This window comes from Paenibacillus germinis (genome assembly GCF_013141785.1).
Taxonomy (GTDB): Bacteria; Bacillota; Bacilli; order Paenibacillales; family NBRC-103111; genus Paenibacillus_E; species Paenibacillus_E phytorum.
Map to the genome: position 1 here is coordinate 175,328 of NZ_WHOC01000133.1, position 23,571 is coordinate 198,898.

Here is a 23,571-nt window from a genome sequence, read left to right on the forward strand (position 1 = left end):
AACCCAAAACATATAAATTCTATGTAAAAAAGAGCACGATCCTTTCTTAGAAAGGTCCGTGCTTTTTTGCTCTTTCGCGCGCTTTAACGACGTAAATTCCACTCATCCGTGCCATATTTCTCACGCACAAGTTGCTCAGAGAGCTCAATTTCATAAGGTGTTAGCGATTCCTCAACAAGCTCCACACCAAGACCAAGCGCGATTTCACGACGAAACGCTTCCTCCACTTGTCTAAGTGTTACCGCCTCTTTTCCATGCGCTCGAAGCAGCTCATTAATCGCAACAGCTTTCTTCAAAAAGCTCGTCTTCATCCGATCCGCAACCTTCTCGTTGGAGAAACGCAGCATCCGAAATAGCTGATCGGTATCCATGTCGAGCAGGATGGAACCGTGCTGCAGCACGACATTTTTTTGCCGAACCTGCGCACTGCCGGCGACTTTGCGTCCCTCAACAACCAGCTCATACCATGAGGGGGAATCGAAGCAGGCCGCTGATCCGGCGGATGCGTACTTCTCCTTCTCCTCATCACTTGCAAGCTGCACCATTTCTGCGCCCAATCCGAGCGCCCGAAACCCTTGCAAAAGCCCTTCGCTCAGCACGCGATAGGCTTCTGTCACATTACGCGGAATGCCTGGATAATCCTCGGCAACGATAATGCTATACGTCAATTCCTTATCGTGCAGCACGGCTCTCCCCCCGGTTGGGCGCCGCACGAAGCCAATTCCCTCCTTTGCTACCGCTTCCTGATCGACTTCCGCTGCCTTTTGGAAGTAGCCAATCGACAGCGTTGCCGGATTCCATCCGTAGAAACGCACCGTTGGAGGAACGATTCCTTCACTGTGGGCGGTCAATATTGCTTCATCTAATGCCATATTTTCAGCAGGAGAACGATCTCCTGTATGTATAAATCGCCATGTCGTCATCTCTTTCTGCACCCTTTCCCACTTTGCTATCCGAAGACAACCTATATCATATCATAAAATCGTACATACTTACGATTTTAGTGTCGGTGGAGAACCACTGCTGTTTGCTAATGATATCCGAAATAAGTACATAAAACTCCAAATGCATAAAGCTAGCTACTCTAAGTAATCAAATCTCTACACGGGGAGCTACAATTAGATGGTTTTACGGAATTTTCATGAGTTTGAGTGTCAGGTGCTGCTGTCTTCTTATAAGTAGATGCAAAATGTGCAGCAAATTATCATCCATATTCATTAATAAGTAATTATGATGCATTTTGTGCATTAAATATCCGAGTTCTAGCGCAAAAAGAGCAGTAATTGCCAGATTAGCTGCACTTTTTGCAGCATTTCTTCCAAATACGCTGCTACAGGCTGAATTTGATGTGCTTTTTACATCTTTTCAGGTTTCGCGCCACTTGGTGGACTTTTATCTTCGATAACGTTCACATCAACTTCCAAGGAAAAGTTATGAAAGCGCCTCTTCTGGACATACTAACACGTATTCGACGTAAAACTAGTGAACTTGGAGCTATTTTCCTGCTCTGAAACACAGTATTGTTTCACTCTCAATTTTAAAACGAAAACTCAGCTCATGCTTACGAAGTTAGTTTTCTAACGAAAACTTTAAGGAGGGCACATCGATGCGTCAACATGAACAGCAAGAGAACATTCGCCCCATTCATAATCAGCTTGATATGCACTTTGAGAGGGACTGGTTTACTGAGCTGGATAATCGTGTGCGCGGCGGTGGTCCTTGGGACGACTGGACGCTTTACCAGCTAGCCTACGAATCGGAAGAATCGGGGCTAATTTCTACGTTTGACGAGATGCAGTGCCTCGTTCATCTGGGGCAGCTTGAACCTATGGCTCATCAGATTGATACAGCGAAACGAGTGCTTAACGAGATGCGTGGTCGGGCTATTTTGGCCGATGAAGTTGGGCTTGGGAAAACGATTGAGGCTGGTTTGATTTTAAAAGAATACATGATCCGCGGCTTGGTCCGCAAAACGCTCATCCTCGTACCCGCTTCCCTTGTGCTGCAATGGGTCCGGGAATTGAATAGTAAATTCGGCATCCCAGCTGTTGCTCATAAAAAAGCCTATATGTGGAAGCAAAGCGACGTCATTGTTGCCTCCATGGACACCGCCAAACGTGACCCGCATCGCGAAATTGTCATGGGTCTTGAATATGACATGTTAATCGTCGACGAGGCCCACAAGCTCAAAAATAAGAAAACGACCAATTACACCTTCGTGAACGAGCTGCGTAAAAAATATTGCCTACTGCTCACCGCCACACCGGTGCAGAACGACCTGAAAGAGCTTTTCAATCTCATCACCCTGCTCAAACCAGGTCAGCTTGGGATTCATAGCAGCTTCAAAACCAACTATGTGGTTGGCAAAAGGACACCGAAAAACGAGGGTCAGCTTCAACAGGAGCTCTCCAAGGTTATGATTCGCAATCGTCGCGGCGACGGCGGCGTTCATTATACGAAAAGGGTTGTTAGGAACATTCCTCTAACGCTCTCAAATGATGAACAGGCACTCTACGATGGGGTAACGAATTTCGTTCGAACGCGTTATCAAGAGAGCGCTGGTGATCTCAGCAGTATGCTCTCGCTTATCACTCTGCAGCGCGAAGTCTGCAGTTCTCGGGATGCCGTATTCATCACGCTCGTCAATTTGTTCAAGAAAACAGCTGAGGACTCGCCGCAACGCGCCAAAATATGGGAGCTTGTTGAGCTGATCCGCAGTATTAAAGCGAACACCAAAGCAGAGACCACGATGAAGCTCGTACAAGATATTAATGATAAAGTCATCATCTTCACCGAATACCGAGCTTCCCAAGAATATCTTCTCAATTATTTGAAGGAGCATAAAATAACAGCCGTCCCTTATCGAGGCGGTATGAATCGCGGTAAAAAAGATTGGATGATGGATTTATTCCGTAATCGTGTACAAGTCCTTGTCGCAACAGAGGCTGGCGGCGAGGGGATTAATCTACAATTTTGCCATAACATGATTAATTTCGATTTACCTTGGAATCCCATGCGGGTTGAACAGCGAATTGGCCGTGTACATCGACTCGGACAAACGCATGATGTCAACATCTATAACCTATCCACCAGAAACACGATTGAAGAGCATATTCTTTCTTTGCTGCATGAGAAAATCAATATGTTTGAGCTGGTTATCGGCCAACTCGATACTATCCTTGAAAAAATCGAGAAAAAAGGCTCACTCGAAACATCGTTGTTCCGCATGGTCATGGAGGCAGGCTCAAGCGAAGATATACGCAGAAAAATCGATGAGCTAGGTCATTCATTTACCGAGGTCAAATCGGAAATTGAACAAAATCCTGTCTACGGGGCAGCTTTCCAAGGCATTCTTGATGCTGTTGGCGGCACGCAAAACATTGAGGTTAGGCCATGAACAAACGCAACATTCACACGTTCGTCATGCGTTTTCTTGAAGCTTATAACTGCACGATTCTAGAGAAATCACCAGCATACGTCACTGCAAAGCTTTCTCCTGAAGCAGACAGGGAGATGACAGGTCGCCCTTATTATTGGAGCTTCGTAGAACGAACAGGGGCTGCAGCCGAGACTATGACCTACAAGTTCATCTTCGATCCTGAACAGATGAAGCTAGAGACGAAAGCGAAGACCACTGCAACAGCTGTCAAAAGCCCACCTAACGTGGGGCCGCCTACTCAGGGCCAGGGCCAAGCTCCCCAGACACCAGACGGAAACTCAGACAGCATTCTCGGCCGCTATTTCGGCTTCGTACCTACAACAGTCATCTCCCAGCGGCTTCCACAGGACGAAGTGACCTTCGGCAGTAGACGTTTGGAGCAAATGTTTACTATTGTCCGTGAGCGCGGACGATTCGTTCATTTGTTTGAGGAACCCTTCCCGATGAGTGCTACCTATCATGCCCCACTTGTCTATGACACCTGGTTCTGCGTCAATTACAAGGTAGAGCTTGCTTGCGACCGCAAACGGAGCGAGATTCACTCTCTCGCTATTCAACTGAATAGCGGTGAAATTCGGGAACATTTTCACAAACATATGCTTACCAAGAGCCTCTCTCCGAAGCTTCCTGCGAATAGTCATATTTTACCTGACACGATTTCACTGCCCAAAGCCATTAATGCCCTTGAAATGATGCTCGAACGTAAGGTCAGTGCCTATGATCATACTTGGGCCGATGAAGCTAACGAGCAGCACCGCAGCGAAATCGATCGTGTGGAAGCTTATTACAACGGTCTCCTGCTGAGCGCAGAGCCTGACAAAAGAGACGAAATCGAAACCCAATGCCGTAACCGCCTGCAAGAGATTGACTGGCAGCACAAACCTCGTATTGTCGTATCTGTCATCAATTGCGGTTTGTTTCATTTGAACGCTGGGAGAACACCCAGGAACTGACTTCAGTCGCTAAAACATCGCAAAATTAACACTACAGGTTCTAACAATCTTTTTAAGGCATAAGAATTACAATAGATTAATAGGTTCATACCACTAGAGGTTAACGATAGGTAGGTGAACGAGGTTGAAGCTGTGGACAACATTGACGGCGGCCTGCTTCATTAGTGTGGGCAGTTTATTATTCTTACCGCTCCAAACCTCTGCAGGCGACCCCGTAGAACGGACAAGCTATACGCAGACGGCAAGGGAAACAATAGCTAGTAACACAGAGACGAAGCCATTACCAGATTTGCGGAGCGAATCCTCATTGACCGCTACGATCAACAATTGGCGAACAACTCTCGCTCGTGAATCGGGTTTTGAAAGCTGGCAGACGGCAGTCTGGAACAGTTATCCGCTCGGGCCAGGCACACATGGCTGGGTGGTTATCCTCACCGATCATGGACAGGATGTTGGCTACATGATCGTACATGCCACTGACAACGGGTCCTTCCGATTAACCGAATACGGAACTGGTAACAATCCGCTATTCAGCTTGACTACGCTGTATCGTTCTTTGGTACAGCAGGAACTCATTCCAACTACTACTTCTTACTCTGATTTTGTTCAAAATGAAACGATTATTTTAGAAAGACTTTATATGGACCAACTAACCGCTGTGTGGAAAATAATTCTCCAAGACCAAACCTATTATTTGGATGCTAAATCCGGAGAGCTGCTTCCGCTCAAAGAGGACCCTACCCCGAGGATCAAAGAGGATCGGCTTGTAGCAACAGATCTGTCGAGCAAAGCTCAAACGACGTTATATCCTGCCTTTGATCCTTATGATCGACTCCCATGGGTCCAAGGAAAACCGCTTCCGGTAACTAAACTAAGTGAACTCCAAAAGGCTTTGAACCCTCAAGCAAAGTTAACTTATGTCACAGAGCTCTATGATGGTCAAGTCACGCTGCCGCTGGCCATTCTGGGTTATCAACAATGGGTATCTGGGGATACCTACCTGACTTTAGATCATGTTGGACCACGTTATGTGCTGCTGGAGAACGCTTTAAAGTTAGGACATATTTTTCCGTAAAAAAAGCCTTAGACCGCTGGTCTAAGGCTTTCCGTATTATTTCCAAGTAAAATCAATAGCTTTAAGAAAAGCTTTAGCTAAAATGGTATGACCAACGTTATTCGGATGGACACGATCCCAAGCGATGTAGGCAGGGTAGTAAGCCTGAAGAACAGGTTCGAAAGCCGCTTGTGTATCCACGAAGAGGGAGCCCGTTTCTTCAGCTATCTGTTTCACGATTGCCCCGTATTGATCCATCTTGGAACGCATGGCATCTTGAGGATTCGGCTCTATATAAAAGGGAGTCATCAATACAAGCCCTTTGACAAGAGGACGTGTCTGTTCGACTAGCTCCCTTAACGTCTTTTCATAAGTCTCAATGCCCACATGCCTTTCCTTTTGATGCGGTACGTCAAAATGCCTCCATACGTCATTAATACCGATCATGATAGACAACCAGTCCGGCTTCAAATCGATGACATCCGTTTGCCATCTGGCTTTGAGATCAGGTGCGGTATTGCCGCTGGTACCCACATTAACGGTACGAATTTGAAGCTCTGGATACGTTGCATTGATCAGCCCGTCCACAATAGAAACATAGCCTTTACCTAAAGCACCGAATAATCCTTCGCCAATCGGTCTTGATCGTTCACAATCCGTAACGGAATCACCAATCATGACAAGCTTATTGTTTTTTTCAAGTTTCATTATGACTTCTTCCCCCAATTTTTGGTAGTACGTTCGTCCCCTGACTATATTCGATATGTAAACAAAAAAACCTCTCGCACCAATCATCAGGATGAAGCAAATCTCCCGATTATAGGTGAAGAGGCCTTGTCATTTTACCTTTTTGGGTTTTGCCTGATCAATTAGCATCCGTGTGGCCAGCGGCAGCATACCGAACCAGCGTGTTTGCCAGCTTTCTCGCTGTTCCTTGCTTATGGCTTTGACTTGCTGTCGAACTTCCCTTGGTGTTTCTATATACGTGACGACTTGCTGTGTTATGTACTTAACCAGATCATCGCTTTTTGCCATATGTCCACCTGCCTTCTATCCCTATTTTAACCACAGAGACAGGAGCTTAAACTTGCAAAAGACAGGTGGAAATAGGGGATTAACCGAGTTTTCCGCCACTCTCCGCAATGATTTTGTCTGCAAAAGATTTAATTGTGCTGCATCCGAGCAGCATCGGTTTATTGTCACACTGCAATAACAAAGTATGAGCGTTTGTATCCCACGCATATTGGAATCCGACATTCATGCCAACCACCGTAATCATAAACTTGCCTTGTGCTGCATTAGGAATCGTAAAGCCCTGCTTTCTGCCGACTTGTTGTAAGGATTTGAATACCGAAGACGAAATCCCTCTATACGTCCATGTGCTGCAAGCCGCCATAGGTCATCTCCTCTCTCCCCTTATAGGATCATTAAATTGTATGAACTGAGAAAGCAAATCGTGCTTGTTTCTTTAAAATCCACTGATCATAGCTTAGTTTTACACTTCTATTCACGTTATCCAAGCATACAATAGAGCAAGTAGAGAGAGAGAGGTGTTGGCTTGGATGTGGAAACAGATGCTGCTGACGGAGCAGCTAGAGATTCAAATGGACGAATCCAATCATCTACTCGAGGTTAGATTGAGCAGAACCGAGCAAGAAGAGACAGCCATCGTTCGATTGAACCATGCTGAACTCATCCAAATCCTGCATACTCTGCTCGAAATTAATCGAAGCTTCCGCGGAGATATCTCCTATTTTCATTCCGTACAAGATCAGATCAAGCCTGAGCTCGATCTCCTATGATAGCTTTCAACAAAAAAAGCACCTTCGATTCCCACCCTAGGGTGAGATACGAAAGTGCTTTTTGATGTTTCTAACGATCTGTTTAATCCCTGTTTAACCCAACAATTGAGGCTAGGAACTTCAGGATATACAAGAAGAGATTAATGAAATCTAGATAAATATTTAATGCTGCAAGTGGAACCTCTTCTGCGGATACACCGTTTCGGTATTGAGCCACATCGTAGAGAACCCAACCACTGAATATCAAGATGCCGATCATCGACCATACTAGATTCATCGCGGAACCAAAGTTAACGAACATACCGACCACACTCATGAGCACAAGCCCAATCGTTCCTGCAAACAAGAAGCCGCCTAGGAAACTGAAGTCACGCTGCGAACGATGAGCATAGAAGGCAAGTCCGCCGAAAATTGCTGCAGTAGCGAAGAACGCACCAGATACAACGTTTGCCCCCAGCATACCGCCATAAGCCATAATGACTGGGTACAGGGTAACCCCTGAAATCGCAGTAAATGCATAAAGAAAGCCGTATCCGATATGTTTGCCGCGAACTCGAATGATAATGGCTGCCACCAGCATGACTACCTCAGCAATGATGAAAAGCATAATCATCGACGGTGGAACGACAATGGCACCAATCAATGTCCCTAAGAAGGAAACCAGCAGGGAAATAGCAAACGTTTGAAGCACATGAGCAAAACTACCAGAATGTGTAACCGTAATCGTTCTATCCATGAAACATCAGCCCCTTTGTAATGATGTACAATCTATACTATGTATTATACCTAGTTTTCATGAAAGCCGCTATACACCCTATGAGTTCAAAACATTAGGCTCAATACCATATCCCAAATTCGAGTCTTGGGGAGCAATGGATTTGAGAACAGCGTCCACCGTAAACGTTCCATAAGAGTAGGTAGCGCCAATGGATCCTTGGAAAAATAATTGATTGACAAATTCATTTACATTTTCTGTTATATTTTCATTGTTTATCATATTTCGCAAATTGATTTTTCGGTCTAACAGCAGATTAATCTCCGGCTCCAGCAGCTCAGCAGTGATAGCAGTTAGTGGGTCTTCTTTCCAAAAAGTATTAATGGCCTGAACGTCTCCCTTAAAGGTCGGTATATAATGTCGATCATAGATATGCTCCCAGCACTTAACGGGTATCTTCACCGATACGTAGACATCCATATCTTCCTCGTAGGTATCCTCTCCTTCAATTTGATTCTCACCATTTAATTCCGTATTTTTATCGGAGATTTTAAAATTAGGAAGTTTGAACTCCCACTCAAAATCCGTTTCTGCTAGTGTAGGATATTGCCCCTCCTCTTCACCTAAATTATCAGGCTTGGCATCTTTCCATTCCGCCCCAACGCGCTTCACGTATTTATCACTTGCGCCCTCGCCATTGCGGTACCAAATTTCTGGATCATATTCGGGTTTATCCCCATCTTTTATTGCGGCTAGACTCTCCGTAATTGCATCTAGTGTATTGGCAATTTCATCATCCAGCTTTTTATTATAGTTTTCTATACGAACAACCTCATGTTGATAAGGGATAGGGAGTCTCTCCAGCTTACGCGCATTCGTATCCAGCTTCAATAAATGTGCGCTAAGTTCGTTTTGCACCGAGTTTTCTCCATCCATTTCGATTTGAGGATCAAATCCCGAGCCTGGATTGCCTGTTGTTTCTTGAAATCCTGGCGTAATATTGTTTCTCAAATTAAGAAGCATGGTTCTCAAATTATCGGCATGTGTCGCGGCTTCATCCATGTCACCACTTTGAACCATGAATCGGTCATAGGCTTCTTTCGTTTGCGTAAATAAATTTTTGGCAGGTGTCATCGAAAGCTTTAATTTTTGGATATTTGTATCTAGTTTTTTCATCGTATCTTGTGAAACGGAATGATCCAGCTGCATTTTTTGTACGCCCGAAGCTGTACGAGCAGCTTTCAATCTATCTTCATTATGCTTATCTGCAAAAAGCTGCGCAGTCCCGTTAGATGAAGAAGTTGGCGGGGTTAACGGACTACCTGCAATTGGTGTCTCACCTGCATCAGCTATCTCAGTCATATTCAATTCCGCCAAAGCCCCCATCTCATCAGCTTCTTGTTCTAGATCGGGATTGTCGTTCACATCCGTTCCTTTGAATTGTCTAGATGGCTGCACTCTGCCTTGTTTTTGCTGCACAACGTGCCAAGCTTCATGTGGCAAATGCTTCTCTTGTCCAGGACCGAGATGAATATCACTACCCTGTGCATAAGCTAGAGCATTGAGCTCGGAAGGTTTAGAAGAATTATAGTGCACCCTGACATCGTCCATAGACAGTCCCGAAAGGTTCTCAATACCAGATTTCAAATTTGCTGGCATGCTTGTCTGGTTGCTCCCCGTTGACGGAGGAGTCTCTTTCTTCTCTAAGGGGGCGCGTGTCTGTATCATTTGCGCAACAGCACGATTTCCGATCGTTTTTTGGAGCTGCATCATATGTGAAGGTGTCATAGTAACCTTAGGGCTATGCGATGAGTTGCCTTGATATGTGTTATGAATCGAGTTATTAGTTACTTTTGATGGGTGATCGCGCAATAGAAAAACTCCTTTATCATTAAATTAATAACTCATTTTATGTAAGGGTTCTAAAATATTGTAACATATTATGGAAAAATGCGAACATAGTTCATAAAAACAAAACAACCCCTTCAGACGTATCTGAAAGGGTTGTTGCTTCGTATGCGATCAAGAGGACTCGAACCTCCACGGGGGTAAGCCCACACGGACCTGAACCGTGCGCGTCTGCCAATTCCGCCATGATCGCGTATAGGACTGCTCTATGAACAAAGTCATAATAGCTGCGACAAAATTTAATATAACATGGGAGATGAGAGCTAGTCAACGGTACTTTTTACAATTCGTGAATAATTCATCCCTTCACTCCTAACCCTATTCGCAAAGGAGGAATGACTATGAATGAGGAAGAAATCAAAGCTTTGGAACCGAAATATACAGGCAATCAAAGGCATCTTACAGAAGGTGAAGCTGAAGCCATTGTGCATGATCCGAACTACAAAAGTGAAGATGAGGATGAATCTGGGCTAGGATCCATTGCAACCGCAGCTGCCTATGGAGTTTTCCGTAGAACTTAACTAAAATTGCCCTACTTATCCACACGGATTAGTAGGGCGTTTGTTCATACAATTGACCTGAATACATGATAGCTTCATAGACCGTTCTTCCTACCAAGTAACCTAAAGCAGTCGCTGTACCTGCGTAAGGATAGGTCTTGCCACGGCACGTTGCAGCAATAAGTACGGCATCGGTTGTCGTTCCTGTCGCAGGCTGACCCTCAACGAGGATACCTAATGCTTGAAGAGCCGCAGCTTTGGCCTCAGTTGCCGTTATGACAGCGTTAACCATGGCCGCATCGGTTAAGCAACCATTGATAACGACAATCGTGTTAATCGTTCCAGGGTAAAGGGAAGCGGCAGGGAGTTCAGCTCCTGCTCTTGCTTTATTCCCCAGCCCCACCGTGACCCACGAGCAAACTTGAAGGGGCTCATGCTCTGGCTTCATCACAAGTTTCTGGTCGAATTCGCTGATATCACCGTCTTCGCCCGTTTCCCAGGTAAGGCTGCTGTAGCCAACGTCCTTTACCTTCGCCGCGGTCAGCATACCCGCTGTTTCTTGGGGATTCAAACCCTCACGTTGGATGAATTCCTCCATCTCACGGAGCGGATCCGCCTCATTATACAGCTTGTCCACCTGCCGATTCATCATCACCTTGTGCGTGCCGAATCCACCGCCCCACGGCGAAGAATTCAGCGTTCGCAGCGGGTTTTCACTGCAAATCCGCAGGTACTTACCTTGGTGGGAACTAACCAACTCCATGCGAATACCAGAGATAGGAACCTCCATGTATCCCATCCATGAATCCTTATTCGTCATCAGAAATGCCATCTGGTTCGATGGGATCTTGTGGAAGCATGAATTCAGGAGGTCTTTCGTTCTCATATGGTTGATAGATATAATTGCGTGCGAGCTTGACTACTTTGCGGTTTTTTTTGCGAATTAACACGCTCTCATCATCCCAAGCAACTACGATTCCACGCACATCATTCGTTGGGCTGACGTCCCGAATAACACGCAATAATGTACTATCAACTCTATATTGATCAAGCTGTTCTTCAGATATCATCATCGTACCTCCAAAAATTCATATGTACTTCTTTAGCATACACCAATTCGCATTTAGATCAAACTTTACATAAAACCGCTTTACTGAGGTTAACTTAACTAATGACGAAACAAAGCTAACACAAAAAAGCAAACTTACTCCATGGGAGGTTCTATAGTGGATAAAAAAACGTACTACATTAACGTTGGCACGGGGGAAGTTTTGGAAGACAAAGGAGCACTTAATTTCGAATTCGAGATCTCGGCAACCGAAGAAGAAATTGATAAGCTTCAAGAGCTTTTCGAGGAAACCGATAACTCCTCACAAGGCAGCTACGCAACTTCCTGGCTTCCTTGGAAAGTTTATTACTCCAATGAGGTCAATCAGGAATACGATTATTATTTAACTGAAGTGTATCGAACCCTGCACAAGCTTGGTTCTGAACAAACGAAAAGGCATATTGAAAGCATGAACATTCTAGAAAATGGAGTCTGAGCTTAAACCACGAAACCAACACCATTTTAAATCATAGAAAAAGGCCAACGAATCCTCTTCGGATCCATTGGCCTCTTCCTTATATGGGCATAAATTAACTAACATGTTCCTTCGAATCATTCGTCTCGTACCAGAAATCAAGGACTTTGCTAGACATTACGCGCTTCTGAATATACTCCACTTGTGCGGCGGAGAAATGTTGTTCCCATTCGATAGTCAGCTCTGTGCAGAGCTTTACGATCGTTAACAACTCGGACCATGCTACATATCGTTTGTACCAGAAAAATTGAGGGTGTTCGATCATATACGGATACAGATCATCAAACTCTGTATGTTTACAATCTAGCGCACGTTCAAAATGTGTTTTGGCTTCCCCAAGCTTTGTCATGAAATATTCAATGGAACCATTTTCGATACCCATAGATGTCAGCCTCCTCTCATACCATGTATTCATTATAAAGGATAAATCGGTTTGAGGGAAGACATGAACAAATTGTAAAATCAGTTAAAAGTGATTTGGCCATTCGCCAGTGAGGAAATACGAGCTAAAGATTCCACACGAATTCCACGCTCTCTAATCGAGCTTCCACCAGCTTGGAATGATTTTTCTACCGCAATACCGACACCAACAAGTTCAGCTTCTGCCTTTTCAATGATACGAATTAATCCGCGTGCCGCGTCTCCATTTGCGATAAAATCATCGATCAGCAGAACACGCTCGCCTTTGTGAAGCAGATGAGAGGATACCATAATGTCCGTGACAATCCCTTTTGTAAAAGAAGGCACTCGTTCACTATAAGTATCTTGATCCATGGTCAACGTCTTCTTGCGACGTGCAAATATCATAGGAACCTCAAGATGTAATGCTGTCGTATAGGCAATCGGAATACCGGACGATTCTACGGTAAGCACCTTATCAGGCTTCGTTTCTCTAAACAATCTTGCAAATTCTTTCCCCATCTCCATGATGAGCACAGGATCAACCTGATGATTCAGTATGGCATCCAGCTTTAGCACTTGATCCGATACGACTACACCGACCTCTAGGATCCGCTGTTTTAACAATTCCATGATTCTAGCCCCCTAAACCTGTCTATTATGAGTAAGTTACCATATTGATGAAGTAGGTTTCAAGTCCCAATTTGTGATTATCCCTGTTTTGAAGTGAAACTTTTACTCTGTATAAGGTGTCTATATGTATATAGGCTTCAGCATTTTGAAATTTGTCTACAATTGCTCACATTTGGGTAACTTGATGCATTGAAATAGAACCAGAAAACAGTATGATTAGTAATGTTGCATTTTTCAAACCAATTATTCGGCAGAAAGGATAGATGACGATGAACAACCTGCTTAGACCTATCATGCTTGGCATTGTGCCAGTAGCATTTGCTTCTTTACTGTTAGCTGGATGCCAAGAGTCATCTGCTCCTTCCGGACAGCCTACTATAGATCCAACTAACCATGTACAAAATAGCTTGAGTCCAGTTAGCACACCCCCTGCGATCGTAGTTTCAACTGCGACGGCAGCACCTTCATCAACACCGGAAGACACGGCCAAGCACGAGGCACAAGTCGCTGGCTCGTCCAAAACGGATTTAACCGACATCCCGCAATTATCTGCAAGTGCGAAGCCAACGGCCAAGCCGAAGATTAAAGCAGAGGATGCGTATCAACAGGAGAAACCAACGTTGATGGGCTTGAAGCTCGGGACGAGTAAGGACGTTGTGCTCGAACGTTTTGGGAAGGCGAAGAAACAATTCGTTATGGATGCAGATGAAGACGCCATTCAAGTCTATGACTTCACGGATTTCTCTGTAGGCTTCAATAAGAAGGATGTTCTTGAGTTCGTTGACGTACATTCCACGGAGATTGATCCAGGTCTTCGCGGATTGCGCCTCGGTCAGAAAGTGGAAGATGCAATTGCAATTTTAGGCAAACCGGACACTAACTCAACCTATGTTCTCTCCTACAAGTCGCAAGGAACACTGCTCAAGCTCGATATTGATCCAAATGAGAGCACCATCCAATCGATAAAGCTTTTCGCTAACCATTAATTCACAAAGAATACAAAAAAAAGACCATGAATGCTCCTCTTATAGGATGACACTCATGGTCTTATTTCATGTGTCTGGGAATCAGACCGCTCCCCGCTTCCGGAATCGGAAGTAAAGGGCTGTTCCAATAATGGCTATAACCGCTATAGTCACTAAGCTTATTCCCATGTATTTATGTATTAATTGGAATAAACCCTCCAAGTTACTGCCAATAAAATGCCCTAATGTTAAAAAGGTTGTACACCACAGCAGTGCTCCTGTACCCGCGAAGAACAAATACTTATAAAACTTGACTCCGCTTACGCCTGACAAATAACAGGTGAAATGACGAACCCCCGGCACGAAATACCCAAAGAAAACAGTCCAGAGCCCATACTTTTTAAACCAGCCCTCAGCCCGCTCAATCCGGTTCGGTGTTAGTTTGAACCATTTGCCATACCGATAAAGAAAGGGTTTACCAACACGATGACCGATTAAATAACTAACAACCATCCCTGTCATCGTGCCTGCGTAAATCACAATTAACGTTGTTCCAAAATCAAAGGGACCCCCAAGTGCCGTTAACGAACCCACAAAAGCCATTAGGGTTTCATCTGGTACGGGTACCCCAACGATTCCGGCAGATAGCAAAATATATAAAGCAATATATCCATAATGACTTATGAAATCATATAGAAATTCCTTCACAAAAAACTCACTCCCGCATTGTACTTCGTCTTATTCATTCCCATTTTAGCAGAAACGACAGCTTGCCCCAAGTTCCAGTCATGCGCATGGGATCACGAACATACCTTGTACTATATCAAACGAAAGAAAGCGGGGCAATCTATGCGAACAGGTTCACAGATCGTCCGTGTTGCCTTTACCTACATTGGAACGGTTGTTGGAGCAGGGTTCGCTTCTGGACAGGAGATCCTGCAATTTTTCACACGTTACGGCTGGCTCGCCACGTTGACGATTGCTTTATCCAGCATACTTTTCATATGGATTGGTATTAAACTCATGCTGATGGCCCATGATCTGAAAGCCGCATCTTATGAGGATTTGAATCGTGCCATTTTTGGCCAAAGAATTGGTAACGCCATTAGCTTGTTTATGATGATCGTTCTATTTGGGATTACAACCGTCATGCTCGCCGGGGGCGGAACGGTATTTGAGGAACAGCTGCACCTCTCTTACCAAACAGGACTCTTCGTGACATTGGTGCTCGCCTATTTCGTATTGTCCCGCGGAATTGGCGCCATTATGACCGTGAATTCAATCGTCGTTCCCATCATGCTGCTTTTCAGCCTCGTCATCGTCGTTTATACATGGCATTCGCCTTCTTCAGGAAACTGGCTGCGCATTACAAGCGATGATCCACTAGAAAAAATATGGTTCGCACCTTTCCTCTATACCGCCTTTAACTTAGCGATGGCTCAAGCCGTGCTCGTTCCAATGGGAGCATCTATTCAAAATCGATCTGTTCTATACTGGGGCGGACTGCTTGGCGGTGCAGGCATTGGTCTGCTTCTATTATCAGCACACTACGCACTCTCTGCACAAATGCCAGGTATTGCACAATTCGAAATCCCAATGGGAAATATTATTACCCGACTAGGGTCCGTACCGCAAGTTGCTTATTTGCTCGTTATTTACGGTGAAATTTTCACAACCTTTATTGCTGACGCCTACGGCTTGTCCCAGCAGCTTCAGCAGCGCATGAAACTAAACCCTAAGGTTATCCTGATCAGTATCCTGGCGCTAAGCTACGTGATAAGTCAAATTGGTTTCAAAATACTGCTTTCCGCTTTGTATCCCTTATTCGGCTTTATCAGTGTTGTCTGGCTCGTTCTGATGATCTGGCGCAACCGTAACCGTGCGATGTAAGGCACCTGACTGAATAAAACCAAGAACGACAATCAAACGTACAAACAACAGAAGCATGCCCATAGCAGAAATAATGATTCCTGTGAGCAGGTAGGAGAAATGGAAATTGGCAATAACCGTTTGATCTCGCCAAACAGCAAATAACTCGGCTAACAATAGTAAAAGCCCGATGATAAATAATAAGATGACCGCGTAATCAAAGACCGTCCATTTGGAAAAGTATTTGACGGCAATTTCCACCTGACCTGCTGGTTTTGGGGCTGCTGCCTGCTGCTTCCAAAGCTGATGAACCATCCAAGCTGTATATATGGCAACCCCTGTTACGAAAAGGCCCAACAGGCCACCTATAATAGCTAATAGCATGTTCATAAAGCTGATCCCCCTTCTTTCAATCCTTACTTGCTGCTAGCCATGACGCAACCCATAAATGAGAACAAGCGTTAATAGAAAACAGAAGGCGGGAATCGAATAAAGTAAGGGGAGAAGCAGCCAACTTGGAAGACTCATGGCTGGAAGCCAAAACAGCTGGAGACGCTTTTCTCCAACATGCCCCTCATCCTCCATGGATGATTTGACTGATAAAGCTTCCGATGCCCCTTCATTCCATTCGATCTTCCCTTTCTTCCATCCGACCTGATAAGTGATTTCCCGATGGTCTTTCTTCTTATCGTTTCCTGATTCCACTTTCGATTCCTCCATTGTGCACGCTTCTACAAACGAATTAAGCGATTTCCAGGAATAACTCTAGCTGCCGCATCTCGCACGTGGCCGTGACAAGTAAAGAGCAGAACCTGATGCCTGCAGCATAAGTCTGCAAGAACACGCAAACAGCTCTCCATCCGTTCCTCATCGAAATTGACGAGAATATCGTCCATCACCAGGGGTAAAATAGCCTTTCCAGCATACTCTTGGGCGAGTGCGAAACGCATGGATAAGTAGAGCTGCTCTGCCGTTCCCCGACTAAGCTGACTTGTATCAAGCGACTCTCCATTTGCTCGTATTGCCACTAAACGCTGTTCTCCGAATGGTGCTTTGACATGGGTGAATGCACCGTTCGTCATCTTCGCAAAATAATCCGATGCTCGCAAAAGCACGCCGGGCTGACGTTCATGCTCATAAACATCGCGGGCTTTCTTCATAAGCAGAGAAGCGAAGGAAGCTACGGCGTATTGATCTACTTGCTGTCGTATGGTTGCTCGATAAGCTTCAGCTTGGAGAAGATGATCTGCCTGTTCCGATCCTTGCTCCAACTTCTCAATTTGTCCCGTTAGCTTGCCAACAACCTCTCGAAGTTCATTCGTTTCATGCGCGGTATCAGTTAATTGTCCTTGGAGAGATGCCATTTGAAGTGCGATATCCTCTTCTCCATGGGTTTCCAAAAGCTCGGTGTAGCTGGCAAGTAAGGAGCGGCTAAGTAACGTTTCGAGCGAGGATTCCAGCAATGTTTGTTCTTCTGTCAGTTTTCTGCGTTCTTCCTGCTCTCTCTGATGAATACGCAGTTCTTCACCGTCAAAGGCAGACGCTTCCTGTAAAAGCTGGTCCAAACGGCCTTGAGTACGCTGCTCGTTGGTCTGTAGAAGCTGCAGCTCTTGCTCGGTTTCCGAATGTAGCTGCTCGCCATGCTTCTTCTCCGCAAGCAGCTTCACCTGTTCTTGCTCCTGTTCTTTCCAGCGTTTGAGCGCGAACACGGGTTCTTGCCGTACCGCCGGTGAAAGCCGAAGGAGTGAACCGACTGTCTTTTCGTAATGATCGATGTTTGTTACTAACGTCTCAAGCTTGGACTCCAGCTTATGAAGCTGACGAAGACTTTCCTGCCCTTGCTCAATCGTCTGGATCGTTTCTAGCAGGGCGTCGGCTGATAACTGTGTACTTAGTCCCAGCGATTGCAGCCAATGATTCCACTCCGACTGGAGCTGATCTGACTCCATCACAAGCTCCTTGAAATATCCACTGCGCTGATCTTCTTGCTGCCGAAGAGATTGCAGCATCTCCTTCGTATCCTGCAGCTTCTCAAGCTTACGTAGCAGTTCGCTGCGTTGTTGTTTATTTTGCTCGGCTTCACGCATCCATGCATCTAGTTGAGGCTGGAGCACCTCAAGAGGCATTGATGCAGAACGGCCCGGCTTCAGAGAATCAATAGCAGATGCTGCCGCAGCTTGACCATAACCCAATTGCTGTTGGGCAAAAGGTTGGATTTGTTCTTGAAGGCGGCGCTCCAGCAAGCGAAGTTCATCACTCAGACTTTCATCCCTGCTCGGGGACGAAGTCATCGCTCGTGAAGAGCGACTCCCTGTCTCCGCACGATCAGAAACAAGCAAATAGAGCGCAGTACCAGCAAATAAAAGAAAGGCACAGAGAGCTGCCACCCAGCTGCCCTGCCATAACAACAATAATGGCGTCAAGACGGCCAATAGGCCGGTAATGACAACGATGCGTTGACGTAATCTACGTGAGGCCGTTTTGCCTGCTTTTGCTGCTTCTTCCAGACTAAGCTGGAACTGGTTTTCCACAGCATCGCGTTCTTTTTGATGTGCAAGCTCTCTCACAAGCAGCTGCCACCTGGCATAATCTCTCGCTATTTGGTGCAAGGTGGAAGATGGGTCTGTTCCCCCCCAACCGGGAGAGGTAGAACCATCAGTACTTACCCCGCTTTTATGTAACTCGGATTCCAAACTCCTTACCGTGTCTTGAACTCGAATGACCTGCTGCTGCAGACTCTCCAGCTCTGTTCTGATGCGCAGCTCACTCTCCTTGGACTTATGAAACCGTTCTTTGTGAGCTCGTACCTGTTCACGCAGGGAAATCGTTACCGAGAAAGAGGCTAAATCTGTCTCCACCCAGTGAACATCTATTTGTTTAAGCAGCCTGTCTACCTGCGCGCGTTGGTGCTCCTGCTCCACGCGCATTTGATCCACGCTGCGTTTATTCTCTTCATATGTGGCTGCTTGCTCCAGCCAATGATTCAGCTCGATCTGATGCTCGAGCAGATCAGGCACAAGCTCTATGACGCGCAACTGGCTCGTTAGGCTCTCCTGTCTCAGCAGGAGCCGAGCGCGCTCCGCATGGATGCGCTCCAGTTCTGCCTCAAGCGCGTCAAGCCTCGCCGAGGCATGCTCGGGGAAGCCCGCCAGCGCAGGCAGCGCCGCAAGCTCCTGGCCGATCTGACGCAAGCGGATCCATCCGCTGCGCGCCTTGCCGGCCAGGCCAAGCTTGTGCAGCTCCGCGCGCAGCGACTCCTGCTGCCCCTCCAGGGCAGCAATGCGCTCCTCCGCGGAGCGGCGCTCCGCCAGCAGCCGATCGTAGTCGGCTGCTGGGTCCCGGCTGCGGCGCAGCGACTGCTCCAGACCCTCAAGCTCCTTCAGGAGACGGTTCATCTCCTGATTGCGCCCGCGGGGTCTGTACAGGCCGTCGGCCTGCGCCGTCAGCTTGCGCTCGGCCTCCATGATAGCCGAGCCGCTCACACCGAGCCCAGCGCTATACAGATAGCCGCTGAGCTCGTCCGTCTGCAGGGTGCGCAGCTCCTGCAGCTCGGTTAAACCGAAAGCGAACAAGCTGCGGAAGAGGTCGGCCGATAGGCCGCCCAGCAGCGTGTTCAGCAGGTCTTCGCCCCCGGTGGTGCCATCACCGAGCGTGACCTTAACGAGCCCCGCAGAGGCTCGTTTGCCGCCTGCGGCGGGCGCATCGTAGCGCTCGACGCGAATGAGCTGACCCTGCTCATCCAGCAGGGTTAGCGCGCCACCATGGGCGCCGCCGCCCAGCGGCTCGTATCGCTCCAACCGGCTTTGACGAGTCGGAAAGCCGAACAGCACCGCGCGGACGAAGCCCATAAGCGTGCTCTTGCCCGCTTCGTTGGCGCCATAAAACAGCACCAGCGGGCTGTCCGTATCAAGCTGCCGCTCGCGCAGGCTGCCGAAGCCTTGAACCTGCATGGATACGATTCTCATCCATGTCCCCCCCCATCCGCGGACAGCAGGTCCGCGGCTAATTCTTGTGCAGCGCGCAGCCACTCGCGCAGCCGTTCAGGCTCCGCCGCAGCCGGGTCACCGGCTGCTTGCGGCAAGCTCTGCAGCGCGGCCAATGCCTCGCTTGCAAACAAAGCAAGCGCTTCGTCGTCGACTTGCAGCGCAGCCGAATACCGCAGGAGATCGCCAAGGAAGCTCTTCTCCAGCTGCAAAGCCTCGAGGTCGAGCTCACTTGCCGTTCGGTCCTCGAACGATTCCACCCAAACGAAGCGGCTCCGCTCTGCTTCATCCTCACGCAGTTCGGCGGTCAGCTCCTGTAGAGCCCGCCCTTTGCGCAGCAAACCATGCACCGCGCTGCGCCCTTCCAGAACAAGACGGACGACGGCATCTCTGCCGTCCGCCTCTGTCCGAATCCGTTCAAGCTGCTCACCGAGCCGGTCTTTCAATTCCTGCTCTGTCTGTAGGCCTGCCACAGACAGCCGCTCTAGGAACCAACGAACCTGATCCAACGCATGAAAGGTGAGCTCAGCTCGTCCATCCTCAGACATATCGACGATGTAACACCCACGTGGTCCTGTTTCCCGAATACTTCGGCCCTGCAGGTTCCCTGGGTAAACAATCGCTGGCTGTTGATGAAGCACATTCCTCGTATGTACATGGCCTAACGCCCAGTAGTTCATACCCGCTTCAAGCAAATCTTGCTTGCTGCAAGGGGCATAATTGTCATGACCGGGATCACCGTCGACATTCGTATGTAATAGGCCGATCTGACAGACGTTTTCTCGCCCTGCTCTAAATTTAACAGCTAAATTATCCGTTACCCCAGCGCTTCGATACGAAATGCCATGAATCTGGGCAATGACGCCGCGATGCGGCTTTTCCACGCTAATCGTCTCCACTTGATCGCACGCAAAAAAATGGACTGCTGCCGGCCAATCCAGTTTCGCGGCACGTCCATCCTCCGGGTCATGATTACCATGAATAATGTAAGTAGGAATTCCCTGCTTAGCTAATTGCTCCAGTGCTTTCTGGAAGCGAATTTGAGCGCGCAAAGAACGATCGGATAAATCATAAACATCCCCACTTATGAGTACAAAATCTACCTGCTCTTGTATCGCTAAAGCCACGAGTTCCTTGAGCGCTTCAAACGTCGATTCTCGTATTCGCTCACGAACCCGTTCAGGCAGCGCCGACATGCCTTTGAACGGACTGTCCAGATGCAGGTCGGCGGCATGCATAAACCGCAGTCGTTTCATCGCTCTAACGCCTTCCTATTCAGGTTTTTTCACTATCCGCACTATCATCGTCATTTGGGTGTACTGTGACTTGATAACTTTCATACACACTTTTCAGCTGCCGCAGCACACGGTTCAATGAGTAGGTTTTCTTCGCCTTTTCCCAAGCAGTTCGTGCCAAATTGTAGCGGAAAGTCGGATCAATGACAACTTTTTCCAAAGCATGGCTAAGCGCCATCGCATCACCAACCGGCACAAGCAAGCCGTTATGTCCATGTTCGATTTGCTCAGCAATCCCTCCGACGTCCGTTCCGATTAGCGCCAACCAGCACAGAGCTGCCTCCGCAAATACAGACCCGAACGCCTCTGCACGCGATGGCAGAACGAATACATCAAAGAACGGCATAAACTCTTCTGGATGCAGCATATAGCCGTAGAAAATCGTTTCTTCGTAAATATTATGCTGAATCGCCAGCTTCTCAAGCTCTTCTCGGCTTGGTCCATCACCTATAATATGTAAAACGAAGGGATGACCGCGTTTTTTCAGCTCTCCGCACGCAATCAGCAGCGTATCGAGCCCTTTGGCAGGCACTAAACGGCAAACGGTTATGAACTGCGTAACTGGATTTTCATGTGAAATCGGACGAAAACGCTTTTCGTCAAAACCGTTTGGAATAACGCCAATCCGTTCACTATCCTGTACATATTCCGCCATATATTGCTTGAACGAGTTAGAGACCGTGATCATCTGATCGACTCTCGCTTCAAGCTCCCCGTAAATTTGAGTTAGGAATTGATGCTCCACACCATTCTCCTGAATGCGTCCATTCAAAATAAGCTCTCTCTCAAAACTGGAGTGAATCGTCAAGATGACAGGTGTTTCCGGATAAATCTGCTTCATGGCAAGTGCCGCAATTGGATGGTGGGCATGGATGATATCATACTTCTTGGAAATTCTCAGCTTCGTCCACCAAACATAATCCTTATACGTCTGAATGTATTTATCAACGATCGGGTTTCCGGCATACTTCCGCCAATCAAAAGTGACAAACTCCACTTCCTCAGTACCCTTACCCCGAATCCGCTTTGGTAGTGAAAATAATTCCATTTCCCAGCCTTTTTTATTAAAACGGTCCAATATATAGGGAACCATGGATGACACCCCACCCGGCTGTTCCGGGGGGAAAAACAATGCTTGCAAGATGTTCATTGCATGAGCCCCTCTCCCAAATCCTTGAGCTTACCTTCTTATTGTAACTTGTGTGCGCCGAATAGAAAAGAGAACACCATCGTGCCCTTACAATCGATTCTATCCCTCTCTCGCATTTTCCTTTATAATAGAGTCATTACATGTCGAAAAACAGGGGATTTTGGAGGAAAGTATGAACGTTGTTGATCTGCTTTTCGGTGATTTAGCTTCATTATTATCGAATGCCATTATCGTTGTCATTGTTGCCCTTATGTTCGTAATCTCTCTTCGTTTATTTCTAGACCGTCGCAAAAAAGGCTACATGTCGATGACCATTTCACTAGTTATCGTAGGCATTCATTACCTTCTCCAGTTATATTTAACACTTAGCGGCATAGATACTAGTTTAACCGCCTACATGCTGCTAATGCTTAAAATAATTTCCTTCATCCTTATTAATATGGGGATCTATCAGTTATACAATCGCACGAATCGTAAACAGTACATCTTCTTCTATGGCTTAATGATTATGGGTATAGTTGTTTCTATCCTTCATTTCAGTGTGCCAAATATGTATAACGGCACCCATGAGCAAGTTAGATTGCTTCAGGATATTGGTCTCGAGCTCTATGTATTTGTCCTGATCTTTCTTTGTTTCTATACGATCCCGCCGTACATTGGCCAACAGGTCAAATATCAAATGGCATTGACGGTTTACTTTTTCATTCAATCCGTCCACCTTGTAAATGCCTATATGTATGGGAATGTTCAACCGTTGTTATCCATAGCAGCTAATGTCTTACCAATTATTTATTATTTTTTATTGTTTATGCTGTTATTTGAACGTGTCGTAGAGCTTATGCAGGCCATTTACAATTCATCCATTACGGACGGGCTTACCCGACTATATAATCGCAAATTTTTCTATAATCGCGTTGCCCAATATGTTGGACGGCATTTGCCCGTGTACATACTGTTTAGCGACATTGATAATTTCAAGAAGCTAAATGATACCCAAGGTCATCAGATGGGAGACGATGTGCTCAAGCAGGTTGCGCTGATTATGAAAGAAGAAGCCGAGGAGTGCGGCATTGCAGGCCGGTACGGTGGAGAAGAGATGGTCGTCATGGTCACAGATCCTAGTGTCAAAATGGATGCGTTTGCAGAACGTGTTCGCAGTCGTATCGAAAAGGAAACGATTGTAACCGCAAGTATCGGCTACAGCAAGTATAAGAACGGCCTGAGTGCCGAGGAGCTCATCAAACAGGCAGATGAAGCCATGTATCGAGCAAAAACGAGTGGTAAAAATAAGGTAGTGAAGTATGCGCAATAAATAAGGGAAGT

General features: G+C 46.6%; 25 protein-coding genes and 1 tRNA gene. 9 read left to right on the forward strand and 17 right to left on the reverse strand.

All coding sequences use genetic code 11. The features are described from left to right. Positions 1-83: 83 nt before the first annotated feature. Positions 84-923, reverse strand: coding sequence for an octanoyltransferase LipM (lipM, locus tag GC102_RS24315; RefSeq protein ID WP_171691786.1), 840 nt, complete (start codon positions 921-923; stop codon positions 84-86). 683 nt (positions 924-1,606) lie between these two features. Here lipM and GC102_RS24320 point away from each other — a divergent pair. From GC102_RS24320 to GC102_RS24330, 3 genes are all read left to right on the forward strand, one after another. Beyond that, a complete protein-coding gene (locus GC102_RS24320; protein ID WP_171691787.1) occupies positions 1,607-3,397 on the forward strand; it encodes a DEAD/DEAH box helicase in 1,791 nt (596 codons plus the stop codon). Further along, entirely contained in the window at positions 3,394-4,392 is a 999-nt protein-coding gene (locus GC102_RS24325; protein WP_171691788.1) for a YqhG family protein, read from the forward strand. The genes GC102_RS24320 and GC102_RS24325 overlap by 4 nt, the downstream gene beginning before the upstream one ends. Before the next feature lie 124 nt (positions 4,393-4,516). Further along, positions 4,517-5,467: a hypothetical protein gene (locus GC102_RS24330; RefSeq protein ID WP_171691789.1), complete on the forward strand. Its 951-nt coding sequence runs from the start codon at positions 4,517-4,519 to the stop codon at positions 5,465-5,467. 36 nt (positions 5,468-5,503) lie between these two features. On the opposite strand, the gene GC102_RS24335 is transcribed toward GC102_RS24330, so the two are convergent. From GC102_RS24335 to GC102_RS24345, 3 genes are all read right to left on the reverse strand, one after another. Further along, a complete protein-coding gene (locus tag GC102_RS24335; RefSeq protein ID WP_171691790.1) occupies positions 5,504-6,154 on the reverse strand; it encodes an SGNH/GDSL hydrolase family protein in 651 nt (216 codons plus the stop codon). 129 nt (positions 6,155-6,283) lie between these two features. Beyond that, positions 6,284-6,481, reverse strand: coding sequence for a YqzE family protein (locus tag GC102_RS24340; protein ID WP_171649191.1), 198 nt, complete (start codon positions 6,479-6,481; stop codon positions 6,284-6,286). Between the two features lie 79 nt (positions 6,482-6,560). Beyond that, entirely contained in the window at positions 6,561-6,842 is a 282-nt protein-coding gene (locus GC102_RS24345; RefSeq protein WP_171649190.1) for a hypothetical protein, read from the reverse strand. Positions 6,843-7,008: 166 nt separating this feature from the next. Here GC102_RS24345 and GC102_RS24350 point away from each other — a divergent pair, with 166 nt between their 5' ends. Beyond that, positions 7,009-7,248 (forward strand): hypothetical protein, encoded by a 240-nt coding sequence (locus tag GC102_RS24350; protein WP_171691791.1) that lies wholly within the window; start codon positions 7,009-7,011, stop codon positions 7,246-7,248. A gap of 82 nt (positions 7,249-7,330) precedes the next feature. Here the strand turns inward: GC102_RS24350 and GC102_RS24355 are convergent, their stop codons facing one another. The 3 genes from GC102_RS24355 to GC102_RS24365 form a co-directional block, all read right to left on the reverse strand. Next, positions 7,331-7,984, reverse strand: coding sequence for a Bax inhibitor-1/YccA family protein (locus GC102_RS24355; RefSeq protein ID WP_171691792.1), 654 nt, complete (start codon positions 7,982-7,984; stop codon positions 7,331-7,333). Between the two features lie 78 nt (positions 7,985-8,062). Then, positions 8,063-9,835 (reverse strand): eCIS core domain-containing protein, encoded by a 1,773-nt coding sequence (locus GC102_RS24360; protein WP_216628148.1) that lies wholly within the window; start codon positions 9,833-9,835, stop codon positions 8,063-8,065. Between the two features lie 145 nt (positions 9,836-9,980). Next, a tRNA-Leu gene (locus GC102_RS24365) sits at positions 9,981-10,064 on the reverse strand. Positions 10,065-10,212: 148 nt separating this feature from the next. Between GC102_RS24365 and GC102_RS24370 the strand changes: the two genes are divergently transcribed. Next, the gene (locus GC102_RS24370) at positions 10,213-10,392 is read left to right on the forward strand and encodes a hypothetical protein (protein WP_171691793.1); all 180 of its coding nucleotides are present in this window, start codon (positions 10,213-10,215) and stop codon (positions 10,390-10,392) included. 28 nt (positions 10,393-10,420) lie between these two features. On the opposite strand, the gene GC102_RS24375 is transcribed toward GC102_RS24370, so the two are convergent. Further along, on the reverse strand, positions 10,421-11,191 hold the full coding sequence (locus GC102_RS24375) for an adenosylcobinamide amidohydrolase (RefSeq protein ID WP_246321091.1): 771 nt from the start codon (positions 11,189-11,191) through the stop codon (positions 10,421-10,423). Continuing rightward, the gene (locus GC102_RS24380) at positions 11,181-11,441 is read right to left on the reverse strand and encodes a hypothetical protein (protein ID WP_171691835.1); all 261 of its coding nucleotides are present in this window, start codon (positions 11,439-11,441) and stop codon (positions 11,181-11,183) included. Before GC102_RS24380 ends, GC102_RS24375 begins: the two co-directional genes overlap by 11 nt. A gap of 156 nt (positions 11,442-11,597) precedes the next feature. Between GC102_RS24380 and GC102_RS24385 the strand changes: the two genes are divergently transcribed. Next, complete coding sequence (locus GC102_RS24385; protein WP_171649184.1) at positions 11,598-11,915, forward strand: hypothetical protein; 318 nt, start codon at positions 11,598-11,600, stop codon at positions 11,913-11,915. A 94-nt stretch (positions 11,916-12,009) separates the two neighbouring features. On the opposite strand, the gene GC102_RS24390 is transcribed toward GC102_RS24385, so the two are convergent. Together GC102_RS24390 and GC102_RS24395 are read right to left on the reverse strand one after the other, a co-directional pair. Then, positions 12,010-12,336, reverse strand: a complete 327-nt coding sequence (locus GC102_RS24390; RefSeq protein WP_057306882.1) for a hypothetical protein — start codon at positions 12,334-12,336, stop codon at positions 12,010-12,012. An 80-nt stretch (positions 12,337-12,416) separates the two neighbouring features. After that, entirely contained in the window at positions 12,417-12,986 is a 570-nt protein-coding gene (locus GC102_RS24395; RefSeq protein ID WP_057306883.1) for a xanthine phosphoribosyltransferase, read from the reverse strand. Positions 12,987-13,255: 269 nt separating this feature from the next. Between GC102_RS24395 and GC102_RS24400 the strand changes: the two genes are divergently transcribed. Then, on the forward strand, positions 13,256-13,972 hold the full coding sequence (locus GC102_RS24400) for a hypothetical protein (RefSeq protein WP_171691795.1): 717 nt from the start codon (positions 13,256-13,258) through the stop codon (positions 13,970-13,972). An 81-nt stretch (positions 13,973-14,053) separates the two neighbouring features. On the opposite strand, the gene GC102_RS24405 is transcribed toward GC102_RS24400, so the two are convergent. After that, positions 14,054-14,659: a DedA family protein gene (locus GC102_RS24405; RefSeq protein WP_171691796.1), complete on the reverse strand. Its 606-nt coding sequence runs from the start codon at positions 14,657-14,659 to the stop codon at positions 14,054-14,056. Positions 14,660-14,800: 141 nt separating this feature from the next. Between GC102_RS24405 and GC102_RS24410 the strand changes: the two genes are divergently transcribed. Continuing rightward, positions 14,801-15,841, forward strand: coding sequence for a YkvI family membrane protein (locus tag GC102_RS24410; RefSeq protein WP_171691797.1), 1,041 nt, complete (start codon positions 14,801-14,803; stop codon positions 15,839-15,841). Here GC102_RS24410 and GC102_RS24415 read toward each other — a convergent pair. Genes GC102_RS24415 through GC102_RS24435 form a run of 5 tightly spaced genes read right to left on the reverse strand, consistent with a single transcriptional unit; the run spans position 15,773 to position 22,248 of the window. Next, entirely contained in the window at positions 15,773-16,210 is a 438-nt protein-coding gene (locus tag GC102_RS24415; protein WP_171691798.1) for a hypothetical protein, read from the reverse strand. The genes GC102_RS24410 and GC102_RS24415 overlap by 69 nt on opposite strands. A gap of 36 nt (positions 16,211-16,246) precedes the next feature. Beyond that, the gene (locus GC102_RS24420) at positions 16,247-16,525 is read right to left on the reverse strand and encodes a hypothetical protein (protein ID WP_171691799.1); all 279 of its coding nucleotides are present in this window, start codon (positions 16,523-16,525) and stop codon (positions 16,247-16,249) included. A gap of 26 nt (positions 16,526-16,551) precedes the next feature. After that, positions 16,552-19,785 (reverse strand): AAA family ATPase, encoded by a 3,234-nt coding sequence (locus GC102_RS24425; RefSeq protein ID WP_171691800.1) that lies wholly within the window; start codon positions 19,783-19,785, stop codon positions 16,552-16,554. Then, on the reverse strand, positions 19,782-21,059 hold the full coding sequence (locus tag GC102_RS24430; RefSeq protein ID WP_171691801.1) for a metallophosphoesterase family protein: 1,278 nt from the start codon (positions 21,057-21,059) through the stop codon (positions 19,782-19,784). Before GC102_RS24430 ends, GC102_RS24425 begins: the two co-directional genes overlap by 4 nt. A gap of 19 nt (positions 21,060-21,078) precedes the next feature. Beyond that, positions 21,079-22,248: a glycosyltransferase family 4 protein gene (locus tag GC102_RS24435; protein WP_171691802.1), complete on the reverse strand. Its 1,170-nt coding sequence runs from the start codon at positions 22,246-22,248 to the stop codon at positions 21,079-21,081. A 172-nt stretch (positions 22,249-22,420) separates the two neighbouring features. Here GC102_RS24435 and GC102_RS24440 point away from each other — a divergent pair, with 172 nt between their 5' ends. Then, positions 22,421-23,560, forward strand: coding sequence for a GGDEF domain-containing protein (locus tag GC102_RS24440; protein ID WP_171691803.1), 1,140 nt, complete (start codon positions 22,421-22,423; stop codon positions 23,558-23,560). Positions 23,561-23,571: the final 11 nt, after the last annotated feature.

Bases quoted from the DNA above. Each gene is read 5' to 3' on its own strand.
- lipM (WP_171691786.1), bottom strand. From the start codon at position 923: ATGACGACATGGCGATTTATACATACAGGAGATCGTTCTCCTGCTGAA.
- GC102_RS24320 (WP_171691787.1), top strand. From the start codon at position 1,607: ATGCGTCAACATGAACAGCAAGAGAACATTCGCCCCATTCATAATCAG.
- GC102_RS24325 (WP_171691788.1), top strand. From the start codon at position 3,394: ATGAACAAACGCAACATTCACACGTTCGTCATGCGTTTTCTTGAAGCT.
- GC102_RS24335 (WP_171691790.1), bottom strand. From the start codon at position 6,154: ATGAAACTTGAAAAAAACAATAAGCTTGTCATGATTGGTGATTCCGTT.
- GC102_RS24340 (WP_171649191.1), bottom strand. From the start codon at position 6,481: ATGGCAAAAAGCGATGATCTGGTTAAGTACATAACACAGCAAGTCGTC.
- GC102_RS24345 (WP_171649190.1), bottom strand. From the start codon at position 6,842: ATGGCGGCTTGCAGCACATGGACGTATAGAGGGATTTCGTCTTCGGTA.
- GC102_RS24350 (WP_171691791.1), top strand. From the start codon at position 7,009: ATGTGGAAACAGATGCTGCTGACGGAGCAGCTAGAGATTCAAATGGAC.
- GC102_RS24355 (WP_171691792.1), bottom strand. From the start codon at position 7,984: ATGGATAGAACGATTACGGTTACACATTCTGGTAGTTTTGCTCATGTG.
- GC102_RS24370 (WP_171691793.1), top strand. From the start codon at position 10,213: ATGAATGAGGAAGAAATCAAAGCTTTGGAACCGAAATATACAGGCAAT.
- GC102_RS24375 (WP_246321091.1), bottom strand. From the start codon at position 11,191: ATGACGAATAAGGATTCATGGATGGGATACATGGAGGTTCCTATCTCT.
- GC102_RS24380 (WP_171691835.1), bottom strand. From the start codon at position 11,441: ATGATATCTGAAGAACAGCTTGATCAATATAGAGTTGATAGTACATTA.
- GC102_RS24390 (WP_057306882.1), bottom strand. From the start codon at position 12,336: ATGGGTATCGAAAATGGTTCCATTGAATATTTCATGACAAAGCTTGGG.
- GC102_RS24395 (WP_057306883.1), bottom strand. From the start codon at position 12,986: ATGGAATTGTTAAAACAGCGGATCCTAGAGGTCGGTGTAGTCGTATCG.
- GC102_RS24400 (WP_171691795.1), top strand. From the start codon at position 13,256: ATGAACAACCTGCTTAGACCTATCATGCTTGGCATTGTGCCAGTAGCA.
- GC102_RS24410 (WP_171691797.1), top strand. From the start codon at position 14,801: ATGCGAACAGGTTCACAGATCGTCCGTGTTGCCTTTACCTACATTGGA.
- GC102_RS24415 (WP_171691798.1), bottom strand. From the start codon at position 16,210: ATGAACATGCTATTAGCTATTATAGGTGGCCTGTTGGGCCTTTTCGTA.
- GC102_RS24425 (WP_171691800.1), bottom strand. From the start codon at position 19,785: ATGAGAATCGTATCCATGCAGGTTCAAGGCTTCGGCAGCCTGCGCGAG.
- GC102_RS24430 (WP_171691801.1), bottom strand. From the start codon at position 21,059: ATGAAACGACTGCGGTTTATGCATGCCGCCGACCTGCATCTGGACAGT.
- GC102_RS24435 (WP_171691802.1), bottom strand. From the start codon at position 22,248: ATGAACATCTTGCAAGCATTGTTTTTCCCCCCGGAACAGCCGGGTGGG.
- GC102_RS24440 (WP_171691803.1), top strand. From the start codon at position 22,421: ATGAACGTTGTTGATCTGCTTTTCGGTGATTTAGCTTCATTATTATCG.